Here is a 21,505-nt window from a genome sequence, read left to right as displayed (position 1 = left end):
GATCACCGCTCCCACAGCGGGATTCGCACATCGCGGGCGCGCGCCACCTCGTCGGCCTCCGGGTAGCCGGCGTCCACGTGTCGCAGCACACCCATCCCGGGGTCGTTGCTCAGCACCCGCTCGATCTTCTGCGCGGCGAGTTCGGTGCCGTCCGCGACGGTGACCTGCCCGGCATGGATGGACCGGCCCATGCCCACGCCGCCGCCGTGGTGAATGGACACCCAGCTCGCGCCGGAGGCGGTGTTGACCAGGGCATTGAGCAGCGGCCAGTCGGCGACGGCGTCGGAGCCGTCGGCCATGGCCTCGGTCTCGCGGTACGGCGAGGCCACCGAACCGCAGTCCAGGTGGTCGCGGCCGATCACGATGGGCGCGGACACCTCGCCGCTGGCCACCATCTCGTTGAAGCGCAGTCCGGCCAGGTGCCGTTCGCCGTAGCCGAGCCAGCAGATGCGGGCGGGCAGCCCCTGGAACTCCACCCGCTCCCCCGCCAGGCGAATCCAGCGGGCCAGGGATTCGTTGTGCGGGAACAGTTCCAGGATGGCGCGGTCGGTGGCGGCGATATCGGCCGGATCACCGGAAAGCGCCACCCAGCGGAACGGTCCCTTGCCCTCGCAGAACAGCGGGCGGATGTAGGCGGGTACGAAGCCCGGGAAGTCGAAGGCGCGCTCGTATCCGGCCAGCTGCGCCTCACCCCGAATCGAGTTGCCGTAGTCGAACACCTCGGCCCCGCGATCCAGGAAGCCCACCATCGCGCCGACGTGGGCGGCCATGGATTCGCGGGCGCGGCGGGTGAATTCGTCGGGCTTGCGCGCCGCGTAGTCGTCCCAGTCCTCGAGCGCCACCCCGATCGGCAGATAGGTGAGCGGGTCGTGCGCCGAGGTCTGGTCGGTGACCACGTCCACCTCGATCTCGCGGCGCAACAGTTCCGGCAGCACCTCGGCGGCATTGCCGATGACGGCGACCGACAGCGGCCGCCGCTCGCGTTTGGCGGCCAGCACCCGGTCCAGCGCATCGTCGAGATCGGACGCGATCTCGTCGAGGTAGCGCGTCTCCACCCGCCGCTGCGCGTGCGCCGGATTGCATTCGATACACAGCGCCACACCGTCGTTCATGGTGACGGCCAGCGGCTGCGCACCGCCCATGCCGCCCAGACCCGCTGTGACGGTGAGGGTTCCGGCCAGGCTGCCGCCGAACCGCTTGGCCGCCACGGCCGCGAAGGTCTCGTAGGTGCCCTGCAGGATGCCCTGGGTGCCGATGTAGATCCAGGATCCGGCCGTCATCTGGCCGTACATGGTGAGCCCCATGGACTCGAGCCGCCGGAACTCCGGCCACGTCGCCCAGTCCGGCACGAGATTGGAGTTCGCGATGAGCACCCGGGGCGCCCATTCATGGGTGCGCAGCACACCGACCGGCTTGCCCGACTGCACCAGCAGCGTCTCGTCCGCGCCCAGATCGGTCAGACAGCGGCCGATGGCGTCGAAACTGGCCCAGTCCCGGGCCGCCTTGCCGGTGCCGCCGTAGACGACGAGATCCTGGGGGCGTTCGGCGACCTCGGGATCGAGGTTGTTGTGCAGCATGCGCAGCGCCGCCTCGGCCTGCCAGGTGCGCGCGGTGAGTTCGCCGCCGCGGGCGGCGCGAATGGTCCTGCTCATGAGTTCGAAATCCCCTCGTCGAGAATGCGATCGACCGCACCGGCTCGGATCAGCTCCACCGCCGCGGCGATATCCGGAGCGAGATGGCGATCCGGGCCCGGCCCGGGTACGTGGGTGCGCAGCAGATCCCGCACCGCGCCGGTCACGGGCGCGGGCCGCAGCGGCGCGCGCAGGTCGAGCGCGCGTGCGGCGGTGAGCAATTCGATGGCCAGCACGGTGGTCAGCCCGTCCACGGCGCGGCGCAGCTTGCGTGCGGCCGCCCAGCCCATGGACACATGGTCCTCCTGCATGGCACTGGACGGAATGGAATCCACCGAGGCGGGGGCCGCGCAGCGCTTGAGCTCCGACACCACCCCGGCCTGGGTGTACTGGGCGATCATGTAACCGGAGTCGACGCCCGGGTCGTCGGCCAGGAACGGCGGCAGGCCGTGCGAGCGATGCACATCGAGCATGCGGTCGGTGCGACGCTCGGCGATGGACGCCACATCCGCGATGGCGATGGCCAGGAAGTCCAGTACATACGCGACCGGTGCGCCGTGGAAGTTGCCGTTGGACTCCACCCGGCCGTCGTCGAGCACCACCGGATTGTCGACGGCCGCGCGCAGTTCCCGCTCGGCCACGGTCTCCGCGTACGCCAGGGTGTCGCGCGCCGCGCCGTGCACCTGCGGGGCACAGCGCAGCGAGTAGGCGTCCTGCACGCGCGGGCAGTCGTCGCCGCGGTGGCTAGCGACGATCGCCGAATCGGCGAGCGCCGCACGCATATTCGCCGCGGACACGGCCTGCCCGGGATGCGGGCGCAAGCCCTGGAGGTCGGCGGCGAACACCCGATCGGTGCCCAACTGCGCCTCCACGCTCATGGCGGCCGTCAGATCGGCCACATCGAACAGTCGGTGCAGATCGTCGATGGCCAGCACCAGCATGCCGAGCATGCCGTCGGTGCCGTTGGTCAGCGCCAGCCCCTCCTTCTCCGCCAGCACCAGCGGGGTGAGCCCGGCCGCGGCGGCGGCCTCGGCCATGGGGCGCGGGCCGTCCGGACCGTGCACCGAGCCCTCACCCATGAGCGCCAGCGCCACGGCCGCGAGCGGGGCCAGATCACCGGAGCAGCCCAGCGAACCGTATTCCGGCACCACCGGAATCAGGCCGCTGTCCAGCAGCGCCGCCAACGCCCGCGCGGTCTCCGGCCGCACGCCGGTGTGCCCGGACATGAGGGTGCGCAGGCGCAGCAGCATCATGGCCCGCACCACCTCCGCCTCCACCGGCGTGCCCGCGCCCGCGGCATGGGAGCGGATGAGCGAGCGTTGCAGGTCGGTGCGCCGGTCCGGCGGGATATGCCGCAGGGCCAGCGCGCCGAAGCCGGTGGACACGCCGTATACCGGCCGTTCCCCGTGCGCCAGCTCGTCGATATGGCCGCGCACCTTCACCAGGTGAGCCAGATCCGGTTCGGCGAGCTCCACGCGCGCGCCGTGCCGCGCGACCGCCACCACCTCCGCCCGCGTCACAGGGTTCGCGCTCACCAGCACCCGCTGGATTCCGATCGTCATGGGCACCATTCCAGCGCCTCGAGCCGTCGCGATCGAGCACCCCGGGCCGGGTTTTGTCTGGTATTTCAGACAGAATGGACGGCGGACGGGTGAGGTGATGGCGGATGAGCGGTGATATTCCGGCGCTGCGGCGCGGTCTGCGCATCCTCGGACTGCTCGCGCAGCGGCCGCATCCGGTGCCCGCCGCGGTGATCGCCCGCGAGCTCGACATTCCCCGCTCGTCCACGTATCAGCTGCTCAACGAGTTGCAGGCGGCCGGGTACGTGGCCTATCTGGCGGCCGAGCGCAAATACGGGCTCGGCATCGGCGCGTTCGAGATCGGTTCGGCCTACCTGCGGCACGATCCGCTCGAGCGGGTGGCGGCGCCGCTGCTGCGCGGTCTGGTGGACGCGGTCGGCTGCACCGGGCACCTCGGCGTCCTGCACGGCAACGAGTCGCTGTACCTCATCGAGCAGCGGCCGCCGCGCCCGCAGACCCTGGTCACCGATGTGGGGGTGCGCCTACCCGCCCATCTCACCGCCACCGGGCGGGCCATCCTCGGGCATCTGACGCCGAAACATGTGCGCGCGCTCTTTCCGGGTCCGGCCGCGTTTCCGATGCGCACCTCCCGGGGCCCGCGCGAGCTGCGGGCGCTGCGCCACCTGCTGCGCGTGGAGGCCGCACGCGGCTGGGCGGTCGAGGACGGCTACATCACGCCGGGTTTCGCCACCGTCGCCCACGCGGTGTTCGATCACGGCGGGCGACCCATCGCCGCCCTCGGGCTCACGCTGCGCCACCACTGCCCGGACGAGGCGACCGAATGCGGTCACACCTGGCCGGAACTGGCCGCCCCGCTGCGCACCGCCGCCGCGGCCGTGACCGCCGCCATCGGCGGCCGCGCTCCGGCCGGGTGAACGCGGTTCAGACCACCGGAACCGGATCGGGTACTGCCGCCTGGGCGGCCTGCACCGCGGCCAGCGCGTTGAGCCTGCCGAAGCCGTACCTGGCGCTGTGGCCCGCCGCGTCGTATCCGCCGCCGGACCTGTCGATGCGATCGCAGGAGCCCTGGAGCAGACCCTTGACCTGCCGCCAGGTCAGCTCCGGACGCACCGACAGCACCAGGGCCGCGACGCCGGCCGCACCCGGGCAGGCGCTCGAGGTGCCGCCGAAGCTGTTGGTGAAATGTCCTGCGGCATCGCCCCATTCGGGATCGCCGGGGTTGTAGCCGTCCGCGCCGCGCCGGTCGACGGTCCAGATGCCCGGGGTGAGGGGATCGGGATGACCGAAGGGGGCATGGCCGAAGTCGTTGCTGGGGAAGGCACACCACACGGCCTTGCCGAAATCGCTGTAGACGCTGCGCTTTCCGGTGTCGTTGCAGGCCGCGACGGCGATCACGGACGGGTGGCTGGCGTAGCCGTCGTTGTCGACGGACTCGTTGCCGTTGCCCGCGGCGAAGCAGATGACGCACCCCTTGCCGCCGCGGCCCTTGGTGATCACGTAGTCGATGGCGAGCCGGGTGCTGGCGGGCATGGGCACCACCCGCTGGTGGGCCGGATCGTTCGGCCGGAACCACAGGCCGTCGGCCGGGCCCCAGCTGCACGAGATGACGTCCGCGCCGTGGTCGGCCGCCCACTGGAAGGCTTGCGCCTCCGCCTGGGAACCGAGACCCGAGGCCAGGCGAATCGGCATGAGGGCCGCGTCGGGAGCCACGCCGGACGCACCGAGTGCGCCATTGGCGCAGGCCACGCCCGCGCAGGCGGTGCCGTGATTGTCGCCGAAGTCGGGACCGGTGCCGAACGGGTCCTTCGGTCGCGGATCGTCGGTGCGCAGGGTGGCGTCGCGCGGGGCGACCACCTTGCCGGTACCGGCGAATTCCGGATGGTCGATGTCCACGCCGTCGTCGATGACGGCCACCGTCGCGCCGGAGCCGCGGGTGACGGCATGGGCCGCTTCGACATTCGCGTGCGCGTCCACGGTGACCCCGCCGATGACGGTGGTGCGCAGATGCCACTGCGGGGGAAAGACGGCCTTGCGGGCGCGGCGGCGAATGAGTTCGGGATGGGAGTAGACGACGTCGGCGCGGCGCAGCAGAGTGTTCGCGATATCGAAGGTTCGCTGTCCGGTGCCTTCCGGCGCGGCGGCGAAGTAGGCGTTCTCGGCGTAGTCCACCCGCTGTTTGATCGACAGCCTGGCCTCGCGCAGCACGGCCTCGCAGTCGCGTGGATCCGCCTCGTCGACGAACTTCACGAAGATGTTCTCGGTGTACAGCACGGGTTCGTCGCCGATCGGATCCACCAGCACGTGTCCGGCGAAACGCACCTCGGGCGCGGCGTTCAGCCGCGTCTTGCGTTCCTCGACCGACCGGGATCCGGGCGGAATGCGATACACCTCGACCCCCGCCTCGGGGTAGGTCTGCACGAGGCTCGCGTCCTCGAGCACCCCGCTGACGGGGGTGCGCACCGACCCTGCCTGCAACGGCACCCCGCGCCCGTACCGCGCGCGCACCACGATCAGATCCGGACTCTGCTCGAGTTCGAAACCGGGTTCGTCCTTCGTCCCGAAATTCGCGGTAGGCATGATGACTCCCTTTCGCCCTGCAACCCCGGACCCACCGTAGAACCTATCCCCGGCACATCGCGGTGTACCGAGTACCCGGGTACTCGATTCGCGGCGGCGACCCCGCCGTTAGTAGACGTCCGCTATCGGGCGTCGGGGACGTATCCGGCGTGGTGGGAGAACCGCCCGGGGCGGCGACTGCCCCGGGCGGCGGCGCGGCTACGGGATCAGCAGCCAGGCGAGGAGGTTGTTGATTGCCGAGGTGACGTCGTCGATGAAGCGCGGGATCATAGGTGTTCCTCCTTCGTGAAGATGCGTTATGAAGCAAGGTGATTCGTGCGGTGATCGCTATTCGTTGCCGCGCGGGGAAAGGATGGCTACCGGTCGGCATTGGCCGGAAGTCGGTGGCCGACCAGGGCGTTCGGTTTGCAAAAGTAACTTCTTTACGGAATCATTACCATCGAGCGAGCCGGGAGGTCTGGACGGAGAACACTCCGCGACAACGGCTGATGCCCCACCCGCCGCCATGACTGTGACGGGATAGCTGAAAGTAGATGGTGGCACACGAAACCGCGCTCGCACTCATTCAACTGGGCGCGGTCTTTTTCGGATTGGGACTGCTCGGACGACTGGCCGCGCGGATCGGCATGTCGCCGATCCCGCTGTACCTGATCGGCGGGCTGGTATTCGGCACCGGCGGGCTGGTCGAACTCGACCACATCGACGAGTTCATCCACCTGGCCAGCGAGATCGGCGTGGTCCTGCTGCTGTTGCTGCTCGGATTGGAGTACAGCGCAAGCGAACTCGTCACGGGTATGCGCAGATCCTGGGCGGCGGGCGTGGTCGACCTGGTGTTGAACGCGACCCCGGGGGTGCTGGTGGCGCTGTGGCTGGGCTGGGGCGTGACCGGGGCGGTGGCCATGGCGGGCGTCACCTACATCTCCTCCTCCGGCATCGTCGCCAAGGTGCTCAACGACCTCGGCCGACTCGGCAACCGGGAGACGCCGACCATTCTGTCGATCCTGGTGTTCGAAGATCTCGTCATGGCCGGATACCTGCCGGTGCTCACCGCGGTGCTGGCCGGAATCGGCTTCCTCGCCGGGCTGCAGTCGGTCGGCATCGCGCTGGCGGCGGTCACCGTGGTGCTCGTGGTGGCGCTGCGCTACGGCCGCTACGTATCCATGATCGTGGACAGCGATATTCGCGAGATCTTCCTGCTCAAACTGCTGGGTGCGGCACTGCTGATCGCCGGGGTCGCCTCCGCGCTCCAGGTCTCGGCCGCGGTGGGCGCGTTCCTACTGGGTATCGCGATCTCGGGATCGACGGCGCACAATGCCGCCAAACTCCTGGAACCGCTGCGTGATTTGTTCGCCGCGCTGTTCTTCGTCCTGTTCGGGCTGAGCACCGACCCCAGCAGCATCCCGCCCGTACTCGGCTGGGCCGTCGCGCTGGCCGTGGTGACCACCGCCGCCAAACTCTTCACCGGCTGGTGGGCCGCCCGCCGCGCCGGAGCCTCCCGCAACGGCCGCGCACGGGCGGGTGCGGCGCTGGTGGCGCACGGGGAGTTCTCCATCGTCATCGCCGGACTCGCGGTCGCGGCCGGCGCGGTACCGGCGGAATTCGCGGCCCTGGCGACCACCTACGTCCTGCTGATGGCCGTGCTCGGACCGATCGCCGCCCGCGTGGTGGAACCGCTGCTGCGCACCTTCACGCCGCCGGTGCGGGTCAGCGCCTGACGGACCTCTCGAAACCGGTGCCGTCCGGTTGTCGTGATCAGCGTTGTGCCGATCGTCTGGTGGGTAGAGGCTGGGACGCACCCGGCCGCCGACGAAAGAGGATCGATGAAATACGTACTGCTGTTCATCGAGGACGAGAAGTTCGCCGCCGAACTCGAAGCCATGTCGCCCTCGGAGCGTGAGCACGCCTACGAGCGGGTCGGCCGGTGGATGGCCGAGCACGCCGACCGGATCCGCGGCGGCTCGAAACTGCGTGCCCCCGAGACCGCCACCACCGTGCGGCTAGGCGGCGCGGAACCGATCATCAGCGACGGTCCGTTCGTGGAGGGCAAGGAGGTGGTCAGCGGCTACACCGAGATCGACGTGGCCGATCTCGACGAGGCGCTGGCCATGGTGCGGACCTGGCCCGGCTGCCCGATCGTCGAGATCAGGCCGATCGAATCCTGAGATGGGCCAGCCCACCAGCGATCCCCACACCGCCCCCTCGCACGCGGAGTTGGTGCGGACGCTGCGCGAGCACGCGGCGCGGCTGACTGCCACGCTGGTCGCCCTGCTCGGCGATGTCGGGGCGGCCGAGGATCTGGTGCAGGACGCGGTGGAGAGCGCCCTGCGGCGCTGGCCCGTCGACGGCATTCCGGACCATCCGGATGCCTGGTTGCTGACCGTGGCGCGGCGGCGCGGGATCGACATCCTGCGCCGCGAGCGCACCTACCGCGCCAAGGTCGCGCAGCTGCAATGGCCGGTCCGCGCCGAGCCCGACGATCGGCTGCGGCTCATCTTCACCTGCTGCCATCCGGCCCTGCCGCGCACCGCGCAGATCGCGCTCACCCTGCGTGTGGTGTGCGGCCTGACGACCGCGCAGATCGCCGCGGCCTTCCTGGTCCCGGAACCCACCGTGGCGCGACGTCTGACCCGCGCCAAACGCAAGATCACCGAAGCCGCCATCCCCTACCGGATTCCGGACGCGGACGACCTTCCGGCCCGGCTGGACGAGGTGCTGGCGGTCATCTATCTGATGTTCAACGAGGCGTACCTCTCCTCGACGGCCGACGCGGTGCACCGGCCTGATCTGGCCGCGGACGCGGAATGGCTGGCCGCGCTACTGGCCGAACTCATGCCCACCGAACCCGAGGTCGCCGGACTGCTGGCCCTGATCCGGCTACACCGGGCCCGCACCCCCGCCCGCTTCGACACCGACGGATTGGTGCTGCTGCGCGACCAGGATCGCGACCGCTGGGACCGCCGCGCCATCGCCGACGCCACCGCCCTGCTCACCCGCGCCGCCCGCCGCCACCGACCCGGGCCGTATCAACTCCAGGCGGCACTGGTGGCCTGCCACGCGGAGGCACCCACCTGGGCGGACACCGACTGGCCGCAACTGCTGGCCCTCTACGACATGCTGCTGTTCCTGGCCCCCTCACCGGTCACCCGCCTGCACCGCACCATCGTCTCGAGCTATGTGCACGGCCCCCGCCGAGCCCTCACCGAACTCGACCCGCTCGCCCCCGCCCTCGACCGCTACCCGCTCTTCCACGCCACCCGCGCCGAACTGCACCGCGCCCTCGGCGAGACCGCCGCCGCCCAAGCCGCCGACGAACGCGCCCGCGAACTCACCGCCAACCCGGCCCAGCAGTCGCTACTCGAGCGGCGACTGGAGTGGGGATGACGGATTCCATGCCGGCGTTGTCGTATTCCGGGCGGTACCGATCGTCTGGAGGATATGACGACAATTCAGCCGATCCCCAGCACCTATCGTCGCGTCACCCCGGCCCTGGTGGTCTCCGGTGCCGCGAAGGCCCTCGAGTTCTACACCGAGGTTTTCGGGGCCACCGAACGCATGCGCTTTCCCGGTCCCGACGGCGGTATCGCCCACGCCGAGATCGAGATCGGTGACGCGGTACTCATCGTCGAAGACGAATCGCCGATGTTCGGCACTACCGCGCCCCCGCCCGCGGGCCTGCCCGGCACACCGATCTTCCTTTTCCTCTACGTCGCCGATGTCGACGACACCGTGCGCCGCGCGGCGGAATTGGGCGCAACCGTGGTCCGCCCACCCCAGAACCAGTTCTACGGCGACCGCGACGCCCACCTCACCGACCCCTTCGGACACACCTGGACGGTCGCGACCCACGTCGAGGATGTCGCGCCGGAGGAGATGACGCGCCGCATGGCGGAGCTGAGCGGTTCGCCGGACAGCGCGGATCACTCCGGCTGAGCGGCCTGCACCACCGACCCGATCACCCGCTCGATGCGTTCGGCGGCATGGTCGGGTTCGGGTTGTCCCGCGTCGAGCCACGCGATCACGGCTTCGAGAGTGAGGGTGGGAACCAGCCGAACGGCCCACTCCCGCCACGGCCCCTCCGGAATGGCCGCGGCCAGGTGCCGCTCGGCGATATCGGCCGAGGCCGTGCGGATGCCGTCGACGACGTCGCAAAACTCCGGCTCCCGGACGGCATGCCGGAACAGTAGCCGGAAGCCGTCCGGATCGGCGGCCGCCGCGCGCAGCAGCGCCGGAACCGAACCCTCGTCGTAGTGGTCGACGCCGACCGTCTCGGCCAGGTGGGCGCAGGCGCGGTCGAGGACGGCTCGGTAGAGCTCACTCTTGGAGGTGAAGTGCCGGTAGACGATGACGTGGGTGATCCCGGCCGCCGCCGCCACATCGTCCAAACCCGTTGCGGCGTAACCACCCCGAGCGAACACCCGGGTCGCTGCGTCGAGGATCTGCGCGCGGCGCTCCGCACGCGGCAATCGGCGAACGGCCGTCATCCCACCTCCTCTTGTTAAAGAGAGAATATACAAGTAGCGTTGTTTAAATCATCTTATACAAGAGCACTTGTACTTATGGAGCAGTCATGAACCACGTGCCCCAGCTGCCGTTCGAGAAGCCGCACGCTCTCGCCGCCGCACCGGAGCTGCTCGACCTGAGGTCCCGAGGGTCCATCCACCGTGTCCGCACCGCGGTCGGCGACGAGGCGTGGCTGGTCACCGACTACGCACAGGTGCGCGCGCTGCTGGACGACGACCGTCTCGGCCGCGCCCACCCGGAACCCGAAAAGGCCGCGCGGACCGGACATTCGGCGCTGTTCGGCGGTCCACTGGGCAATATCGACACCGAGCGCGCCGATCACGCCCGGATGCGCGGCCTGCTGCGACCGCACTTCACGCCCGCACACATGCGCGCCCTGCGCCCCCGGGTCGGCGAGCTGACGACGCGATTGCTGGACGAGCTGGAGAAGCAAGACCAACCCGCCGACCTGCACGCGGCGGTGGCGCTCCCACTGCCCATTCTGGTGATCTGCGCATTGCTCGGCGTGCCCTACGAGGACCGCGACCGGTTCCACGCCTGGACGCAGGCCGCCGCCGACACCGTGGACGGAACCCGATCCGAGCAGGGTCTGGCGGCACTGTTCGACTACGGCCTGCGACTGGTCGCCCGCAAACGCGCGGACCCCGCCGACGACGTGATCTCCCGGCTGTGCGCCACCGAGGGCGTGCCCGATACCGAGATCGCGAGTCTGACCATGGCCCTGCTGTTCGCCGGACACGAGACCACCGTGGTCCAGATAGGCTTGGGTACAGCACATCTGCTGGCCGACCGCACCCAGTGGCAGACCTTGCTCACGCAGCCCGAACTGATCCCGGGCGCGGTGGAGGAGCTACTGCGGGCACCCGCGAAGGGCGGCGGAGGCATCCCCCGGTATGCCCGAACCAGCCTGGAGATCGACGGCACAACCGTCCAGGCGGGAGAGCTCGTACTCTTGGACAACGGTGCGGCCAACCACGACCCGACGGTGTTCCCCGAACCCGCACGGACGGACGTAACACGTTCGGCGGCACAACATCTCACCTTCGGACACGGCGCCCGCTACTGCCTCGGCGCACCACTGGCCCGCATCGAATTGCGGGAGGTGTTCGCCCAGCTCATCCCGCGCTTTCCGAATATGCGGCTGGCGGTGGAGCCCGAGCGACTACGGACGCGGCCGAATGTGCTCACCGGGGGGCTCCTGGAACTACCCGTGGCCTGGCGAGGAAGCGGGGCGGTGCAAGCGCCTGCCCCGCCGCTCGATTCGGCTACCGAGGCGTATCCGAGGCTCCCCGGTCATGATGCCGCGATGCCGTCGACGATCATGTCGACGGCGGCGCGAATCGTCTCCGCCGATATCTCGCGGCCCAGGTGAATGGCGTGAATGTGAACCAGGCCGCCGAGCGACAGCACGACCGTGCGCGGGTCGGCGGTGGCCGCGACCTCCCCCCTGGACTGGGCGCGGCGCACGATCTGCTCGGAGGCGGTGAGGCGGTGGTGCCAGTACTCCTCGCGCATGGCGGTGACCTCGGGGTCGTCGTCGGCCACCACGGTTCCGCGCACCAGGGCGGTTCCGGTGGGGGTTGCCACGAAACGGGCCAGGGCGGTGGCGAATTCCGCTAGATCGGTGCGGACCGAACCGGTGTCGGGGATCGGGACCTCGGCGGCAGTGCGGGAGACCAGCGCGTCGGTGAGTAGGCGGGCGAGGGTCTTCCAGCGGCGATAGATGGAGGTCTCGTGCACGCCCGCCGCGACCGCCACATCGGCGATGCGCACCTGGTCGATGCCCACCGCCTCGACCCGGGCGATGGTCGCGTCGAGTACCGCTCGCCGCAGCTTCACGCCGCGCAGCTGCGGGGGCTTCGGCTTCTTCACGCCGGGAACCTTATCGCAAGTTCTCTTGCGTTTCTGTCGGTGGCGTCCTACGGTGGCCGTATCGCAAGTCAACTTGCGATAGAAGTGAGGAATCATGTCGATGGCGACTACCCACTCCGGCCGCTGGCGCGGTGAGATCACCGACGGTGTAGCCGTTTTCCGCGGCGTGCGCTACGCCCGCGCGCAGCGTTTCGAACCACCCCGTCGACTCGGCCCGCCCGACAACCCGGTGAGTCCGGTATCCATTGCGCCGCAGACACCTTCGCGCATGGAGGCGGTTATGGGCGCACCGGAGACGCTGCCGTGGTCCGAGGACTGCCTGTCGGTGACGGTCACCGTCCCCGCCGACGCCGAGCCGGGCACACTGCCCGTGCTGGTCTGGCTGCACGGCGGGGCGTACCTGTCCGGCAGCGGCGCGTGGGCGTGGTACGGCGCGCGGCGACTGGTGCGAGAGACCGGGATCGCGGTCGTCGCCGTCAACTACCGGCTCGGCGCGCTGGGCTATCTGCGCGCCGCGGGTGTATCGCCGGGCAACCTCGGCCTGCTCGACCAGATCACGGCGCTGGAATGGGTGCGCGACACCATCGCCGACTTCGGCGGCGATCCCGAGAATGTCACCGTCGCAGGGCAATCCGCGGGCGGGCAGTCCATCGCGGCACTGCTGGGGATCCCGAGCACCCGGTCACTGTTCCACCGCGCCATCCTGCAGAGCGCACCGCTGGGACTGTCCTTCCCCGACCGCGACCGCGCGGAACGGGTGGGTCGGGCGGTACTCGACCGGCTCGACGGAGACCCGCGCACCGCACCGGTCGAGGCCGTCATGCGGGCACAGGGTGCGGCGGTGCGGACGCTGGCCGGACCCGGCGGGCTCAACGCCGCACCACCGTTCCTGCCGATCGCCGGGGTGGACCCGCTGCCGGATCGGGAAGCCTGGCGCGATGAGGTGCGACACCGGGCGCGGGCGCTGCGGGTGATCATCGGCCACACCGAGCACGAGATGGCCGCCTTCCACGGCCCGCATCCGATCTTCGCGGCGGTTCGCCGGGTCCCCGCCGTCGGGCGGCGGGTCGCGGCGGCGGTATCGAATGCGATGGGACGCAGGGTCTTCGAGGAACCGGCCCGGCTCTTCGCCGACGAGCTCACCGCCGCCGGTGCGGTGGTCCACCGCTACCGCGTCGAACCGCTGGCACCGGACGCGCCGTTCGGCGCCTGCCACTGCATCGACCTGCCACTACTGCTCGGTGACGCCGACGCCTGGCACGACGCGCCCATGCTGCGCGGCCTCCCCTTCGACCGGGTCGACACCCTCGGTGCACCCATGCGCCGCGCCTGGGGCGAATTCGTGCGCTCGGGCACCGCCGACCCACTGCGCTGGCAACCGCACACCGTCGGCTCCCGCACTGTCTTCCCCTTCCCTTGATCACGAAAGGCCCACGGATACACAGCACCGGTTCCACCCGGGTCAGCGGGTGGTGTAGCCGCCGTTGGCGAAGATGGTCTGGCCGGTGACCCAACCGCCGTCGGTGACCAGGAATTCCACCAGGGGGGCGATGTCCTCGATGCGGGTGAGGCGGCCGCCCATGGCCTGGGACTTGTGGAACTCCACCCGCTCCGGAGTCTCCTGCGGATAGAAGAAGGGGGTGTCCATCGGCCCCGGGGCGACATTGTTGACCGAGATGCCGCGGGCGGCGAACTCTTTCGCCGCGGCGCGGGTGAAGTGCTCCACGGGGGATTTGGCACCGGCGTAGGTTGAGTAGCCGTCGGTGAAGGCGGCCAGCAGCGAGGTCACGACGGTGACGATCCGGCCGCCGTCCGCCAGACGCTTACCGGCTTCCTGGAGGAAGAAGTAGGCGGCCTTGGCATTGATGTCGAACATCGAATCATATTCGGCCTCGGTGGTTTCCACGATCGGCTTGCGCAGCACCTTGCCGACGGTGTTGACGGCGATATCCACGGTGCCGAAGGCATCGACGGCCGCGTCGAACAACTGCCGCACATTCGCCGGAACGGTGAGATCGGCCTGGAACTTCACCGCCTTGCGGCCGAGTGCCTCGATGGCGGCGACGGTCTTGTCGGCCTCGGCCTCGGTGCTCGCGCTGTTGTAGTGCACCAGCACATTCGCGCCGCGTTCCGCCAGGGAGTTGCTGATCAGTCCGCCGAGGTTCTTCGCACCCGCGGCGACGACCGCCGACCTGCCTGCCAACGTGTTGCTCATAGGTCAGTCCTTCGTTCGGAGTTCGGAGATCTTCCGGTACCGACGCTAGGAGTCGGACTGACAAATGAGAAACAGAATATTTGGGTGAATCTACAAATACTGATTGTTAGCCACTCGTATGCTGGTTATCGCCCGTGGTCAGTAGATCGCGAATGGCCGAACGAGTATGCGGGAGCCACACGGCCTGCACGGGAGCCAGCGGCGGATGCTCGATCTCGACAATCCACGCTCGATCGCCGAGTGCCGAACCGGGCGGCGCGGTGACGAAGGCGACCGCATCCGGATAATCGAGCACGGCCGTCGCCGGTGTCGTGCCCTGAATCCGATCGACCACCAGCTCAGGCTCGAAACCCGCACGGCGGCAGGTGCTCAGAATGAAGTCGGTGTAGAACGACGCACCCGGTGGAGCCCATACGACGATTCGTTCCGTGCGCAGCTCACCGAGGGTGACGGTACGGCGCCCGGCCAGCGGATGTCCGCTCGCGACGGCGATCCGCAGCGGGTGATACGCGATCACCGCCGAGGCCAGGGTGGCGGGCACGGTCGTACCCCGCCGCAGCGCCAGATCGACCCGGCCGTCCAGCACCGCCGCTTCGAGCTCCTTCGGAAACATCTGGATGGCCGTCACGGACAACTCCGGCATCCCCGCGCGCACCGGCTCCAGCACCCCGTGCACCTCCTAGCCGGTGATGGCCGGCGTATGCGCCACCACGAACGGCCGCTGCTGCGCCGCCGCCGCATCCCGCACCTGCCGCGCCAAGACCTGCCCCGCCGCCAACAACACCGACGCGCCCGCCCGCAGCGCCTCCCCCGCCGCCGTCAGCCGCACCTGCCGACCCGACCGATCGAACAGCGACACCCCCAGCTGCCCTTCCAACTTGGCGACCGAACTGCTGAGTGCCTGCTGACTCACATGCAGACGCTCGGCGGCCCGACTGAAGCTGGCGACCTCCGCAACACACAGAAACTGCTGCAAACGCCGCGAATCCAGCGGCTCCCCGAGCGGCGACAACGCGGTATTCAGCATGCGCCGGATGCTACCGGCCGGTTCGCCGCTGCCCACCGCACCGACGGCGGTTCTCACCGTTCGTCGGACCGCGCTGACCGGATGCCCGCCCCATGGCCGCACCACCACGGGCTCCACGCCGAGCGACCGTCCGCGCGTTACGGTGGGGCGGCATGGACACCGTCATGATCGAACCGCCGCGGGCCGATGTGCGCGCGGAATCGGTGCACCGGTCGCGGATGCGGCCGGTCGTGGTCGCGGCGGTGGGTGTGCTGTTGTTGCAGCTGGTGATTCGGGGGTGGGTCGCCGGATCCGGGTACTTCTACTGGGACGATTTCATTCTGGTGAGCCGGGCGGCCGAGTATCCGGTGTGGTCGGCGGAGCTGCTGCTGCACGACCACGACGGGCATTTCATGCCGCTGGCCTTCGTCACCGCGTGGGTGGTGACGGCGGTGGCACCGTTGGGGTGGACTGCGGCAGCGGCCTCCATGGTGCTGCTGCAACTCGTCGCGTCGGTGGCCGTACTGCGCATGCTGCTGGTACTGCTGGGCGCGCGGTGGGTGGTGCTGGTGCCGCTGGTGTTCTATGCGTTCTGCCCGTTGACGATTCCCGCCTTCGTGTGGTGGTCGGCGGCGCTCAACGCGCTGCCGCTGCAGGGCGCGCTGGCCTGGGTGATCGCCGATGCGGTCCTGCTGACGCGGACTCGGCGGCGACGGTACGCGATTTCGGGTGTCGCGGTCTCGGCGGTGGCGCTGCTGTTCTTCGAGAAGGCGGCGATCGTGCCGTTCGCGGCCTTCGCCTTCGCGGTGCTGGTCCGGTATCTCGACGGGCGGGCAGCGCCGGTGCGCACGGTGGCGCGACGGGGTGCGGCGCTGTGGATCGGGTCCGGCGTGGTACTCACCTGCTGGTCACTGGCCTATCTCGCGGTGGTCGGGCTGCCCCGCGCCTCGGGCGGCAGTACCGAGACCCGGGAATTCCTCTCCGGGACAGCGGCATTGGATGTCACGCCCGCACTGTTCGGCGGCCCGTGGCACTGGGAGCGCTGGCCTCCGGCGACACCGTGGGCGGATCCGCCGGACTGGGCGGTGGCGGCGGCGTGGTTCGCGCTGGCCGCCGTGGTGGCGGTGACCATCCGCGCCCGCCGGCGCGTGCTCGCGGTCTGGCTGGTGGTTGCCGCCTACATCCTGCTCGCACAGCTGCCGGTGGTGCTGGCGCGCGGTGGGCCGAATACCGCTGCGGCGGAACTGCTCCGGTCACTGCGCTATTTCGCCGACTCGACGGTGGTGCTGGCCGCGGCGCTCGCCCTGATCCTGTCGACGCACGCCCGCCGCAGCACCCGTGCGCGCCCCCGCGTCACCGTCGCGGTGACGATGGTGTTCATCCTGAGCTGCCTGTGGTCCACCTACGCCTTCGTGCGCTGCTGGCAGCCCAACCCGGCGCGCACCTACATCGCGAATACCGAGGCGGCACTGCGTGATTGGCGGCAGGAACCACTGCTGGAACAAGAAGTGCCGTGGCAGGTGCTGAACCCGACGGTCTATCCGCAGAATCTGGTCAGCCGGGTGCTGTCCGCCGTCGCACCGGCGGACGCCTTCGCCACCTCCACGCCCCGGCTGCGGATGATCACCGACACCGGCGCGATCGTCGACGCCGAGGTCTGGTGGAACCGCAGCATCACTCCAGGACCCGACCGCGACTGCGGATACCGCGTCCAGGGCACCGCGCCCACCGTTCTCCCGCTCGACGGCCCCCTGCTCGATCACGAATGGACGGCCCAACTCAATTACCTCGCGAGCGGGGACGGCAGCATCACGGTCGCCCTGGAATACGGCGACTGGGTGACCGTTCCGATCCGGCGCGGGCTGAACACGGTCTATGTGCGTACGGTCGGCAGCGGCCGCGCGCTCCGGATCGGCGCGCTCACCCCGGGGCTCACGGTGTGCGTCGGCGTCGGGCCGGTCGGCGTCGCCTCCTGGGACAACTGAGTAGCGGGCCGACCGAGCCGACGATCGAGGTGCATCAGCAAACCCGGGCCAGCGGCCGGCACACTACCCAACCGGAGCCGTTGTCGCGGCCGACCTGAGTCCAGGTGGTGGTGGTGCCGCCGGAGCTGTTCGACGCCTCGGCCTGCTCACCGAAGGAGGTCGGGAGGTGGTCACGCCGCGCCCGATCCCGCTCGGCCCGCGACCGGGGGTCGTCGAACGAGTGGTGGAACCCGCGCGGGTCGATGTGATCCCATCCGGTCGAATCGCCGAAGTCCTTCGTGGGCGCGGCGCTCGCGGCTCCGGTGCCCGCGGCGAAGGCCGCGCCGGTCAGTGCGCAGGCGAGGGTGGCACCGGCCAGCAGTCGGCGGGCCCGGGTGGTCGGCATCGTGGTGCTGGACATCGAATTTGCTCCGTTCATACCGTTCGGTCGAATCGGCGGGCTGGGTAGTGGCCGATCGATCCGGTAGCTTCTTGCCGCTATTCAGTGGCGCGTTAACCAGTGTCACACCTGGGAGGGAACTCACTGTTCCCAGCACTGGGAAGGCCTCCATCGGCTCGTCGATGGTCTTTCGCCAGGTGAGATCCGCCGGATACAGTCCTTTCTCGGCAATCCGAAGAGTGACCAACAGCCCCCGGATGCGACCTTCCAGCTCTGAGAACACACCATTCAATGTGCCGCTAATCAGCGGTACATTGAATGCATTGAGGAGTTCCCACCCCTTCGGTGCGATGGCACGGAAGGCATCCGATGAACGGAGACGGGTATGCGCACTGCGAGACAGCGTGGCCGCACACCGACACTGCTGGCCACCACGGCGATCGCGGCCTCATTGAGCCTGATCCCCGCCGGTGTCACGGCCGGGTTCGCCGGTGGCGTATTCACCGCCGCGACGGCGACGGCCGCCCCGGGTGCCGACGGCTCCGCAGGTGACAGCGACACCGGCGGCGGATTCGACGGCGGTGGATTCGACGGCGGCGGGTTCGACGGCGGCGGGTTCGACGGCGGCGGGTTCGACGGCGGCGGGTTCGACGGCGGTGGATTCGATACCGACAACTGGTCGGACCCCTCGCGGACCCCCAGCGGCGATTCACCGGGCGGCGGCACACCCGGTATGGGCGGCTGGGACGGGAGCGGACCGGGTTTCGGCGGCGACACCGACGATGACCACGGATTCGGCGGCCCGGGCATGGACGGCCCCGGCATCGGAGGCGGAATCCCCGACGCCCCGGGGTTCGACGGCGGCCGTGGCGACGGGCCCGCGTGGCAGCGGGATGACCACGACTCGGATGGCGGTATCGGTCACGGCACCGGCGGCCCCGGTCACGGGGGCGGGGACGGACTCGACCTGCCGAACTTCCCGGTGCGGCCCGACATCCCGGCGCAGCCCGCCGTCCCGGTACAACCCGGCGGACCGTCGCAGCCCACGGAACCGCCCCACCCCGTGGAACCATCGGAACCCGCGGCACCCCCGCGAACCGACCAACCGCCGCAGCACGGGATTCCCGGCGGACCGCTGTTCCCCTGGGACCCGGCCTTCCCCGGCGGGCCGTGGTTCCCCTGGCTTCCCCCGCACCCCGGCTTCCCCGGCGGGCCGATCGACGACGGCGGGGATCACGACGACGATGACGATCACGATCCGGGCGGTAACAGCCTCGGCTGCACCGACTTTCCACCAGCACCGCAACCGCGGCCCACCTGGTGCGACCCCCAGCACATCCAGGTCCCGCAGCTGCTGGTCCGGCCCGGAACCGTTCACACGCCGTGGGGCGAGGTCGAGGTCCCCGTCGTGGAGTTCAGCGCTGCGGCATCCCACTTCGGCGCGACAGCACCGGCGGAGCGGCCCGGACTCACGAATCGTTGAGCACCCCGGCGAATTCGCAGGCCTCGCGACGTTCGGGACGGTAGCGCATCATCACGACGGCACTGTCGAAGGTGGTCACGTCCGTCAACCGGAGCCGCGAGGTGTCGACCGACGACGGAAACAGCGGTATGCCGCGACCGAGCAGAATCGGGTGTACGAACAGCCGATACTCGTCGATCAGATCGTTGGCGATACAGGTCGATGCCGTCTCGACGCCGCCGAACAGGATCACGGTGCCCCCGGGGCCGGACCGCAGCGCGGCGATTTCGTCGACCGCCCGGCGACCGATCACCCGGGTGTTCCACCCCGGTGCACGCAACGTACGGGACAGCACGATCTTCGGCTTGTCCTTCCAGACCCGGGCGAAGTCGGCATAGAACGGCGAGAACGCATGATCGGAATCGGCCGTCGGCCACAACGCGGCCATGATCTCGAAGGTTTCGCGGCCGTAGAGAAAGGCGTCGGCGGCGCGGAACTCGTCCAGGAACGGTGCGCACAGTTCCTCGTCCACCACCGGCCAGTGCACTTCGCGGCCCGCGCCCTCGGCGAAGCCGTCGAGGGACATCTGCATCCAGAGCGCCACGCTTGCCATCACGCACCTACCTGTGTATCCGAGCCGAAGGGACACTGAAGTCTTCGGTCATCGCGGTGCGCGGCGCATCGGTATTGCCGCGGCCGCTACTTAAGTAGCCGAGTTCGTGACCGGAGTCCCGCGCCGCCGTGGTGAGCGGTGCGCCGGACCGTTTACCGGTGCACCCGCCGGGTAGCCCGACCACTGTGTCGAAGGTATCGGCAGACGAAGATCCGGCCCCGTCACGCCGGGCGGGCGCCGGGAGAAGGAGGTTGCTATGAGTACCGTCACCGCTTCGACCGAGGTCAATGTGCCGATCCGGACGGCCTACAACCAGTGGACGCAGTTCGAATCGTTCCCCCGCTTCATGGAGGGGGTGGAGCGCATCGATCAGCTCGACGACACCCATACGCACTGGAAGGTGAAGTTCGGTCCGGTGGAACGTGAATTCGACGCCACCATCACCGAACAGCATCCGGAGGAGCGGGTGGCCTGGCACTCCGACAGCGGGCCGGAGCACGCGGGTGTGGTGACCTTCCACCGCATCGACGACACCACCACCCGGGTGATCACTCAGATGGATATCGATCCGGAGGGATTCGTGGAGAACGTCGGCGACAAGCTCGGCGTCCTCGACCTGCGGGTGAAGGGCGATCTGAAGCGTTTCAAGCAGTTCATCGAGGAGCAGGGGCACGAGACCGGGGCCTGGCGCGGGGACGTGCCGCGACCGGGAAACTGACCCGATGCGGGCTCAGCGCGCCATGCCGATGAGTTTGTCGGGATTGCCGATGGTGTAGATGCAGCGGATGCGCTCGGTCTCGGGATCTATGTCGAGCACGCCGACGCCGTAGGGCTCGCCCCGGCGGAAACAGACGACGGCCGGCTCACCGTTGATGTGGCCGAGCCGAAGGTCGAGATCGACCATGGTGCTCCGGACGCCGGGACCGGTGAGCAGGCGGGCGACCTTGGCCGCACCCTCGATGGGACGCAGTGCGGTCCGGATACGTCCGCCGCCGTCGGAATGGAAGATGACGTCGGGCGCGAGCAAGTCCATCAGAGCCGACAGATCACTGCCCCGCTGCGCGTCGAGGAACCGCTCGGTCACCCGCCGCTGCACCACCGGGTCGGCGCGGAAGCGGGGTCGGCGCGCCTGTACGTGCGACCGGGCGCGGTGCGCGAGCTGCCGCACGGCGGCCGCCTCCCGGCCGATCATGGGGGCGATCTCGGCGTGCCGGTACCCGAAGACCTCGTTCAGCACGAAGACCGCCCGCTCCAGCGGGGTCAGGGTCTGCAGCACCACCAGCATGGCCATGGATACCGCCTCGGTGCGCAGCGCGGCGTCGGCGGTATCGGCGTCGTCGGTGAGCAGCGGTTCGGGAAGCCATGGGCCGATATAGGTTTCGCGGCGACGAGCGATGTCCGACTGGCGTGCCAGGGCGGCATTGACCGCGATGCGCACCAGGTACGCGCGCGGGTTGGCGATCTCGTCCGTGCCGCGTCGCTGCCGCGGCATCCAGGACAGCCAGGTCTCCTGCAACACGTCCTCGGTATCGGCGATACTGCCCAGCAGGTTGTAGACCAGGGCGAACAGCAGATCACGATGTTCGGCGAAGGTCTCGGTCGCGGTGTCCGCGGCAGCGTCGGTCACGTCTCCTCCTCTGACGGTGTCGAGCTTAGGAGGGCCCGCGCACCGCGAAATGTGACATGGCGACCGCGTGTGATCC

19 protein-coding genes and 1 pseudogene are annotated in these 21,505 nt (G+C 69.6%); 10 read left to right on the top strand and 10 right to left on the bottom strand.

All coding sequences use genetic code 11. The annotated features are described in order from the left end of the window. Positions 1–2 precede the first annotated feature (2 nt). Positions 3–1,652 carry a urocanate hydratase gene (hutU, locus tag FOH10_RS05385; RefSeq protein ID WP_143979870.1) on the bottom strand — a complete coding sequence of 550 codons (1,650 nt, stop codon included), beginning with the start codon at positions 1,650–1,652 and terminating at the stop codon, positions 3–5. Further along, entirely contained in the window at positions 1,649–3,193 is a 1,545-nt protein-coding gene (gene hutH, locus FOH10_RS05380; RefSeq protein WP_143979869.1) for a histidine ammonia-lyase, read from the bottom strand. Before hutH ends, hutU begins: the two co-directional genes overlap by 4 nt. A gap of 104 nt (positions 3,194–3,297) precedes the next feature. On the opposite strand from hutH, the gene FOH10_RS05375 reads away from it, so the two are divergent. Continuing rightward, positions 3,298–4,086, top strand: a complete 789-nt coding sequence (locus tag FOH10_RS05375) for an IclR family transcriptional regulator (RefSeq protein WP_143979868.1) — start codon at positions 3,298–3,300, stop codon at positions 4,084–4,086. 7 nt (positions 4,087–4,093) lie between these two features. Here FOH10_RS05375 and FOH10_RS05370 read toward each other — a convergent pair whose 3' ends face one another. Further along, a complete protein-coding gene (locus FOH10_RS05370; RefSeq protein ID WP_143979867.1) occupies positions 4,094–5,749 on the bottom strand; it encodes a S8 family peptidase in 1,656 nt (551 codons plus the stop codon). A 533-nt stretch (positions 5,750–6,282) separates the two neighbouring features. On the opposite strand from FOH10_RS05370, the gene FOH10_RS05365 reads away from it, so the two are divergent. From FOH10_RS05365 to FOH10_RS05350, 4 genes are all read left to right on the top strand, one after another. Next, positions 6,283–7,464, top strand: a complete 1,182-nt coding sequence (locus tag FOH10_RS05365; RefSeq protein WP_143979866.1) for a cation:proton antiporter — start codon at positions 6,283–6,285, stop codon at positions 7,462–7,464. Positions 7,465–7,569: 105 nt separating this feature from the next. Further along, positions 7,570–7,911: a YciI family protein gene (locus FOH10_RS05360; RefSeq protein WP_143979865.1), complete on the top strand. Its 342-nt coding sequence runs from the start codon at positions 7,570–7,572 to the stop codon at positions 7,909–7,911. A gap of 1 nt (position 7,912) precedes the next feature. Beyond that, positions 7,913–9,130 (top strand): RNA polymerase sigma factor, encoded by a 1,218-nt coding sequence (locus FOH10_RS05355; RefSeq protein ID WP_143979864.1) that lies wholly within the window; start codon positions 7,913–7,915, stop codon positions 9,128–9,130. Positions 9,131–9,184: 54 nt separating this feature from the next. Next, positions 9,185–9,679 carry a VOC family protein gene (locus FOH10_RS05350; protein ID WP_143979863.1) on the top strand — a complete coding sequence of 165 codons (495 nt, stop codon included), beginning with the start codon at positions 9,185–9,187 and terminating at the stop codon, positions 9,677–9,679. On the opposite strand, the gene FOH10_RS05345 is transcribed toward FOH10_RS05350, so the two are convergent. Then, the gene (locus tag FOH10_RS05345; protein WP_143979862.1) at positions 9,667–10,230 is read right to left on the bottom strand and encodes a TetR/AcrR family transcriptional regulator; all 564 of its coding nucleotides are present in this window, start codon (positions 10,228–10,230) and stop codon (positions 9,667–9,669) included. The genes FOH10_RS05350 and FOH10_RS05345 overlap by 13 nt on opposite strands. A gap of 86 nt (positions 10,231–10,316) precedes the next feature. On the opposite strand from FOH10_RS05345, the gene FOH10_RS05340 reads away from it, so the two are divergent. Beyond that, complete coding sequence (locus tag FOH10_RS05340) at positions 10,317–11,642, top strand: cytochrome P450 (protein WP_143979861.1); 1,326 nt, start codon at positions 10,317–10,319, stop codon at positions 11,640–11,642. Here FOH10_RS05340 and FOH10_RS05335 read toward each other — a convergent pair. Next, a complete protein-coding gene (locus tag FOH10_RS05335; RefSeq protein WP_186000728.1) occupies positions 11,564–12,142 on the bottom strand; it encodes a TetR-like C-terminal domain-containing protein in 579 nt (192 codons plus the stop codon). The two genes, FOH10_RS05340 and FOH10_RS05335, sit on opposite strands and share 79 nt — an antisense overlap. A gap of 94 nt (positions 12,143–12,236) precedes the next feature. Here FOH10_RS05335 and FOH10_RS05330 point away from each other — a divergent pair, with 94 nt between their 5' ends. Then, entirely contained in the window at positions 12,237–13,562 is a 1,326-nt protein-coding gene (locus FOH10_RS05330) for a carboxylesterase family protein (protein WP_143979859.1), read from the top strand. Positions 13,563–13,604: 42 nt separating this feature from the next. On the opposite strand, the gene FOH10_RS05325 is transcribed toward FOH10_RS05330, so the two are convergent. Both FOH10_RS05325 and FOH10_RS05320 read right to left on the bottom strand, forming a co-directional pair. Beyond that, positions 13,605–14,357 carry an SDR family oxidoreductase gene (locus FOH10_RS05325; RefSeq protein ID WP_143979858.1) on the bottom strand — a complete coding sequence of 251 codons (753 nt, stop codon included), beginning with the start codon at positions 14,355–14,357 and terminating at the stop codon, positions 13,605–13,607. Positions 14,358–14,463: 106 nt separating this feature from the next. Beyond that, positions 14,464–15,384, bottom strand: a pseudogene (locus tag FOH10_RS05320) (LysR family transcriptional regulator). 152 nt (positions 15,385–15,536) lie between these two features. Between FOH10_RS05320 and FOH10_RS05315 the strand changes: the two are divergent. Continuing rightward, positions 15,537–17,348, top strand: a complete 1,812-nt coding sequence (locus FOH10_RS05315; RefSeq protein ID WP_143979857.1) for a hypothetical protein — start codon at positions 15,537–15,539, stop codon at positions 17,346–17,348. 34 nt (positions 17,349–17,382) lie between these two features. Here FOH10_RS05315 and FOH10_RS05310 read toward each other — a convergent pair whose 3' ends face one another. Beyond that, on the bottom strand, positions 17,383–17,748 hold the full coding sequence (locus FOH10_RS05310; RefSeq protein ID WP_143979856.1) for a hypothetical protein: 366 nt from the start codon (positions 17,746–17,748) through the stop codon (positions 17,383–17,385). Positions 17,749–18,112: 364 nt separating this feature from the next. Here FOH10_RS05310 and FOH10_RS05305 point away from each other — a divergent pair, with 364 nt between their 5' ends. Next, positions 18,113–19,210 (top strand): hypothetical protein, encoded by a 1,098-nt coding sequence (locus FOH10_RS05305; protein ID WP_143979855.1) that lies wholly within the window; start codon positions 18,113–18,115, stop codon positions 19,208–19,210. Here FOH10_RS05305 and FOH10_RS05300 read toward each other — a convergent pair. After that, positions 19,197–19,802 (bottom strand): dihydrofolate reductase family protein, encoded by a 606-nt coding sequence (locus FOH10_RS05300; RefSeq protein WP_244961638.1) that lies wholly within the window; start codon positions 19,800–19,802, stop codon positions 19,197–19,199. The two genes, FOH10_RS05305 and FOH10_RS05300, sit on opposite strands and share 14 nt — an antisense overlap. Before the next feature lie 256 nt (positions 19,803–20,058). Between FOH10_RS05300 and FOH10_RS05295 the strand changes: the two genes are divergently transcribed. Then, positions 20,059–20,520: an SRPBCC family protein gene (locus FOH10_RS05295; RefSeq protein ID WP_143979854.1), complete on the top strand. Its 462-nt coding sequence runs from the start codon at positions 20,059–20,061 to the stop codon at positions 20,518–20,520. Between the two features lie 12 nt (positions 20,521–20,532). Here the strand turns inward: FOH10_RS05295 and sigJ are convergent, their stop codons facing one another. Beyond that, positions 20,533–21,429, bottom strand: a complete 897-nt coding sequence (sigJ, locus tag FOH10_RS05290; protein WP_244961636.1) for an RNA polymerase sigma factor SigJ — start codon at positions 21,427–21,429, stop codon at positions 20,533–20,535. Between the last annotated feature and the right edge of the window lie 76 nt (positions 21,430–21,505).

This window comes from Nocardia otitidiscaviarum, assembly GCF_007362295.1.
GTDB classification, from domain to species: domain Bacteria; phylum Actinomycetota; class Actinomycetes; order Mycobacteriales; family Mycobacteriaceae; genus Nocardia; species Nocardia otitidiscaviarum.
This window is presented reverse-complemented; position numbering and strand designations above follow the sequence as displayed.

What these genes read in the sequence shown, in the direction of transcription:
- hutH (WP_143979869.1), bottom strand. Translation starts at nt 3,193, where the DNA reads ATGACGATCGGAATCCAGCGGGTGCTGGTGAGCGCGAACCCTGTGACG.
- FOH10_RS05315 (WP_143979857.1), top strand. Translation starts at nt 15,537, where the DNA reads ATGGACACCGTCATGATCGAACCGCCGCGGGCCGATGTGCGCGCGGAA.
- FOH10_RS05310 (WP_143979856.1), bottom strand. Translation starts at nt 17,748, where the DNA reads ATGTCCAGCACCACGATGCCGACCACCCGGGCCCGCCGACTGCTGGCC.
- FOH10_RS05305 (WP_143979855.1), top strand. Translation starts at nt 18,113, where the DNA reads ATGCGCACTGCGAGACAGCGTGGCCGCACACCGACACTGCTGGCCACC.
- FOH10_RS05370 (WP_143979867.1), bottom strand. Translation starts at nt 5,749, where the DNA reads ATGCCTACCGCGAATTTCGGGACGAAGGACGAACCCGGTTTCGAACTC.
- FOH10_RS05330 (WP_143979859.1), top strand. Translation starts at nt 12,237, where the DNA reads ATGTCGATGGCGACTACCCACTCCGGCCGCTGGCGCGGTGAGATCACC.
- FOH10_RS05355 (WP_143979864.1), top strand. Translation starts at nt 7,913, where the DNA reads ATGGGCCAGCCCACCAGCGATCCCCACACCGCCCCCTCGCACGCGGAG.
- FOH10_RS05325 (WP_143979858.1), bottom strand. Translation starts at nt 14,357, where the DNA reads ATGAGCAACACGTTGGCAGGCAGGTCGGCGGTCGTCGCCGCGGGTGCG.
- FOH10_RS05300 (WP_244961638.1), bottom strand. Translation starts at nt 19,802, where the DNA reads ATGGCAAGCGTGGCGCTCTGGATGCAGATGTCCCTCGACGGCTTCGCC.
- FOH10_RS05340 (WP_143979861.1), top strand. Translation starts at nt 10,317, where the DNA reads ATGAACCACGTGCCCCAGCTGCCGTTCGAGAAGCCGCACGCTCTCGCC.
- FOH10_RS05350 (WP_143979863.1), top strand. Translation starts at nt 9,185, where the DNA reads ATGACGACAATTCAGCCGATCCCCAGCACCTATCGTCGCGTCACCCCG.
- FOH10_RS05295 (WP_143979854.1), top strand. Translation starts at nt 20,059, where the DNA reads ATGAGTACCGTCACCGCTTCGACCGAGGTCAATGTGCCGATCCGGACG.
- FOH10_RS05360 (WP_143979865.1), top strand. Translation starts at nt 7,570, where the DNA reads ATGAAATACGTACTGCTGTTCATCGAGGACGAGAAGTTCGCCGCCGAA.
- FOH10_RS05345 (WP_143979862.1), bottom strand. Translation starts at nt 10,230, where the DNA reads ATGACGGCCGTTCGCCGATTGCCGCGTGCGGAGCGCCGCGCGCAGATC.
- FOH10_RS05365 (WP_143979866.1), top strand. Translation starts at nt 6,283, where the DNA reads ATGGTGGCACACGAAACCGCGCTCGCACTCATTCAACTGGGCGCGGTC.
- FOH10_RS05375 (WP_143979868.1), top strand. Translation starts at nt 3,298, where the DNA reads ATGAGCGGTGATATTCCGGCGCTGCGGCGCGGTCTGCGCATCCTCGGA.
- hutU (WP_143979870.1), bottom strand. Translation starts at nt 1,652, where the DNA reads ATGAGCAGGACCATTCGCGCCGCCCGCGGCGGCGAACTCACCGCGCGC.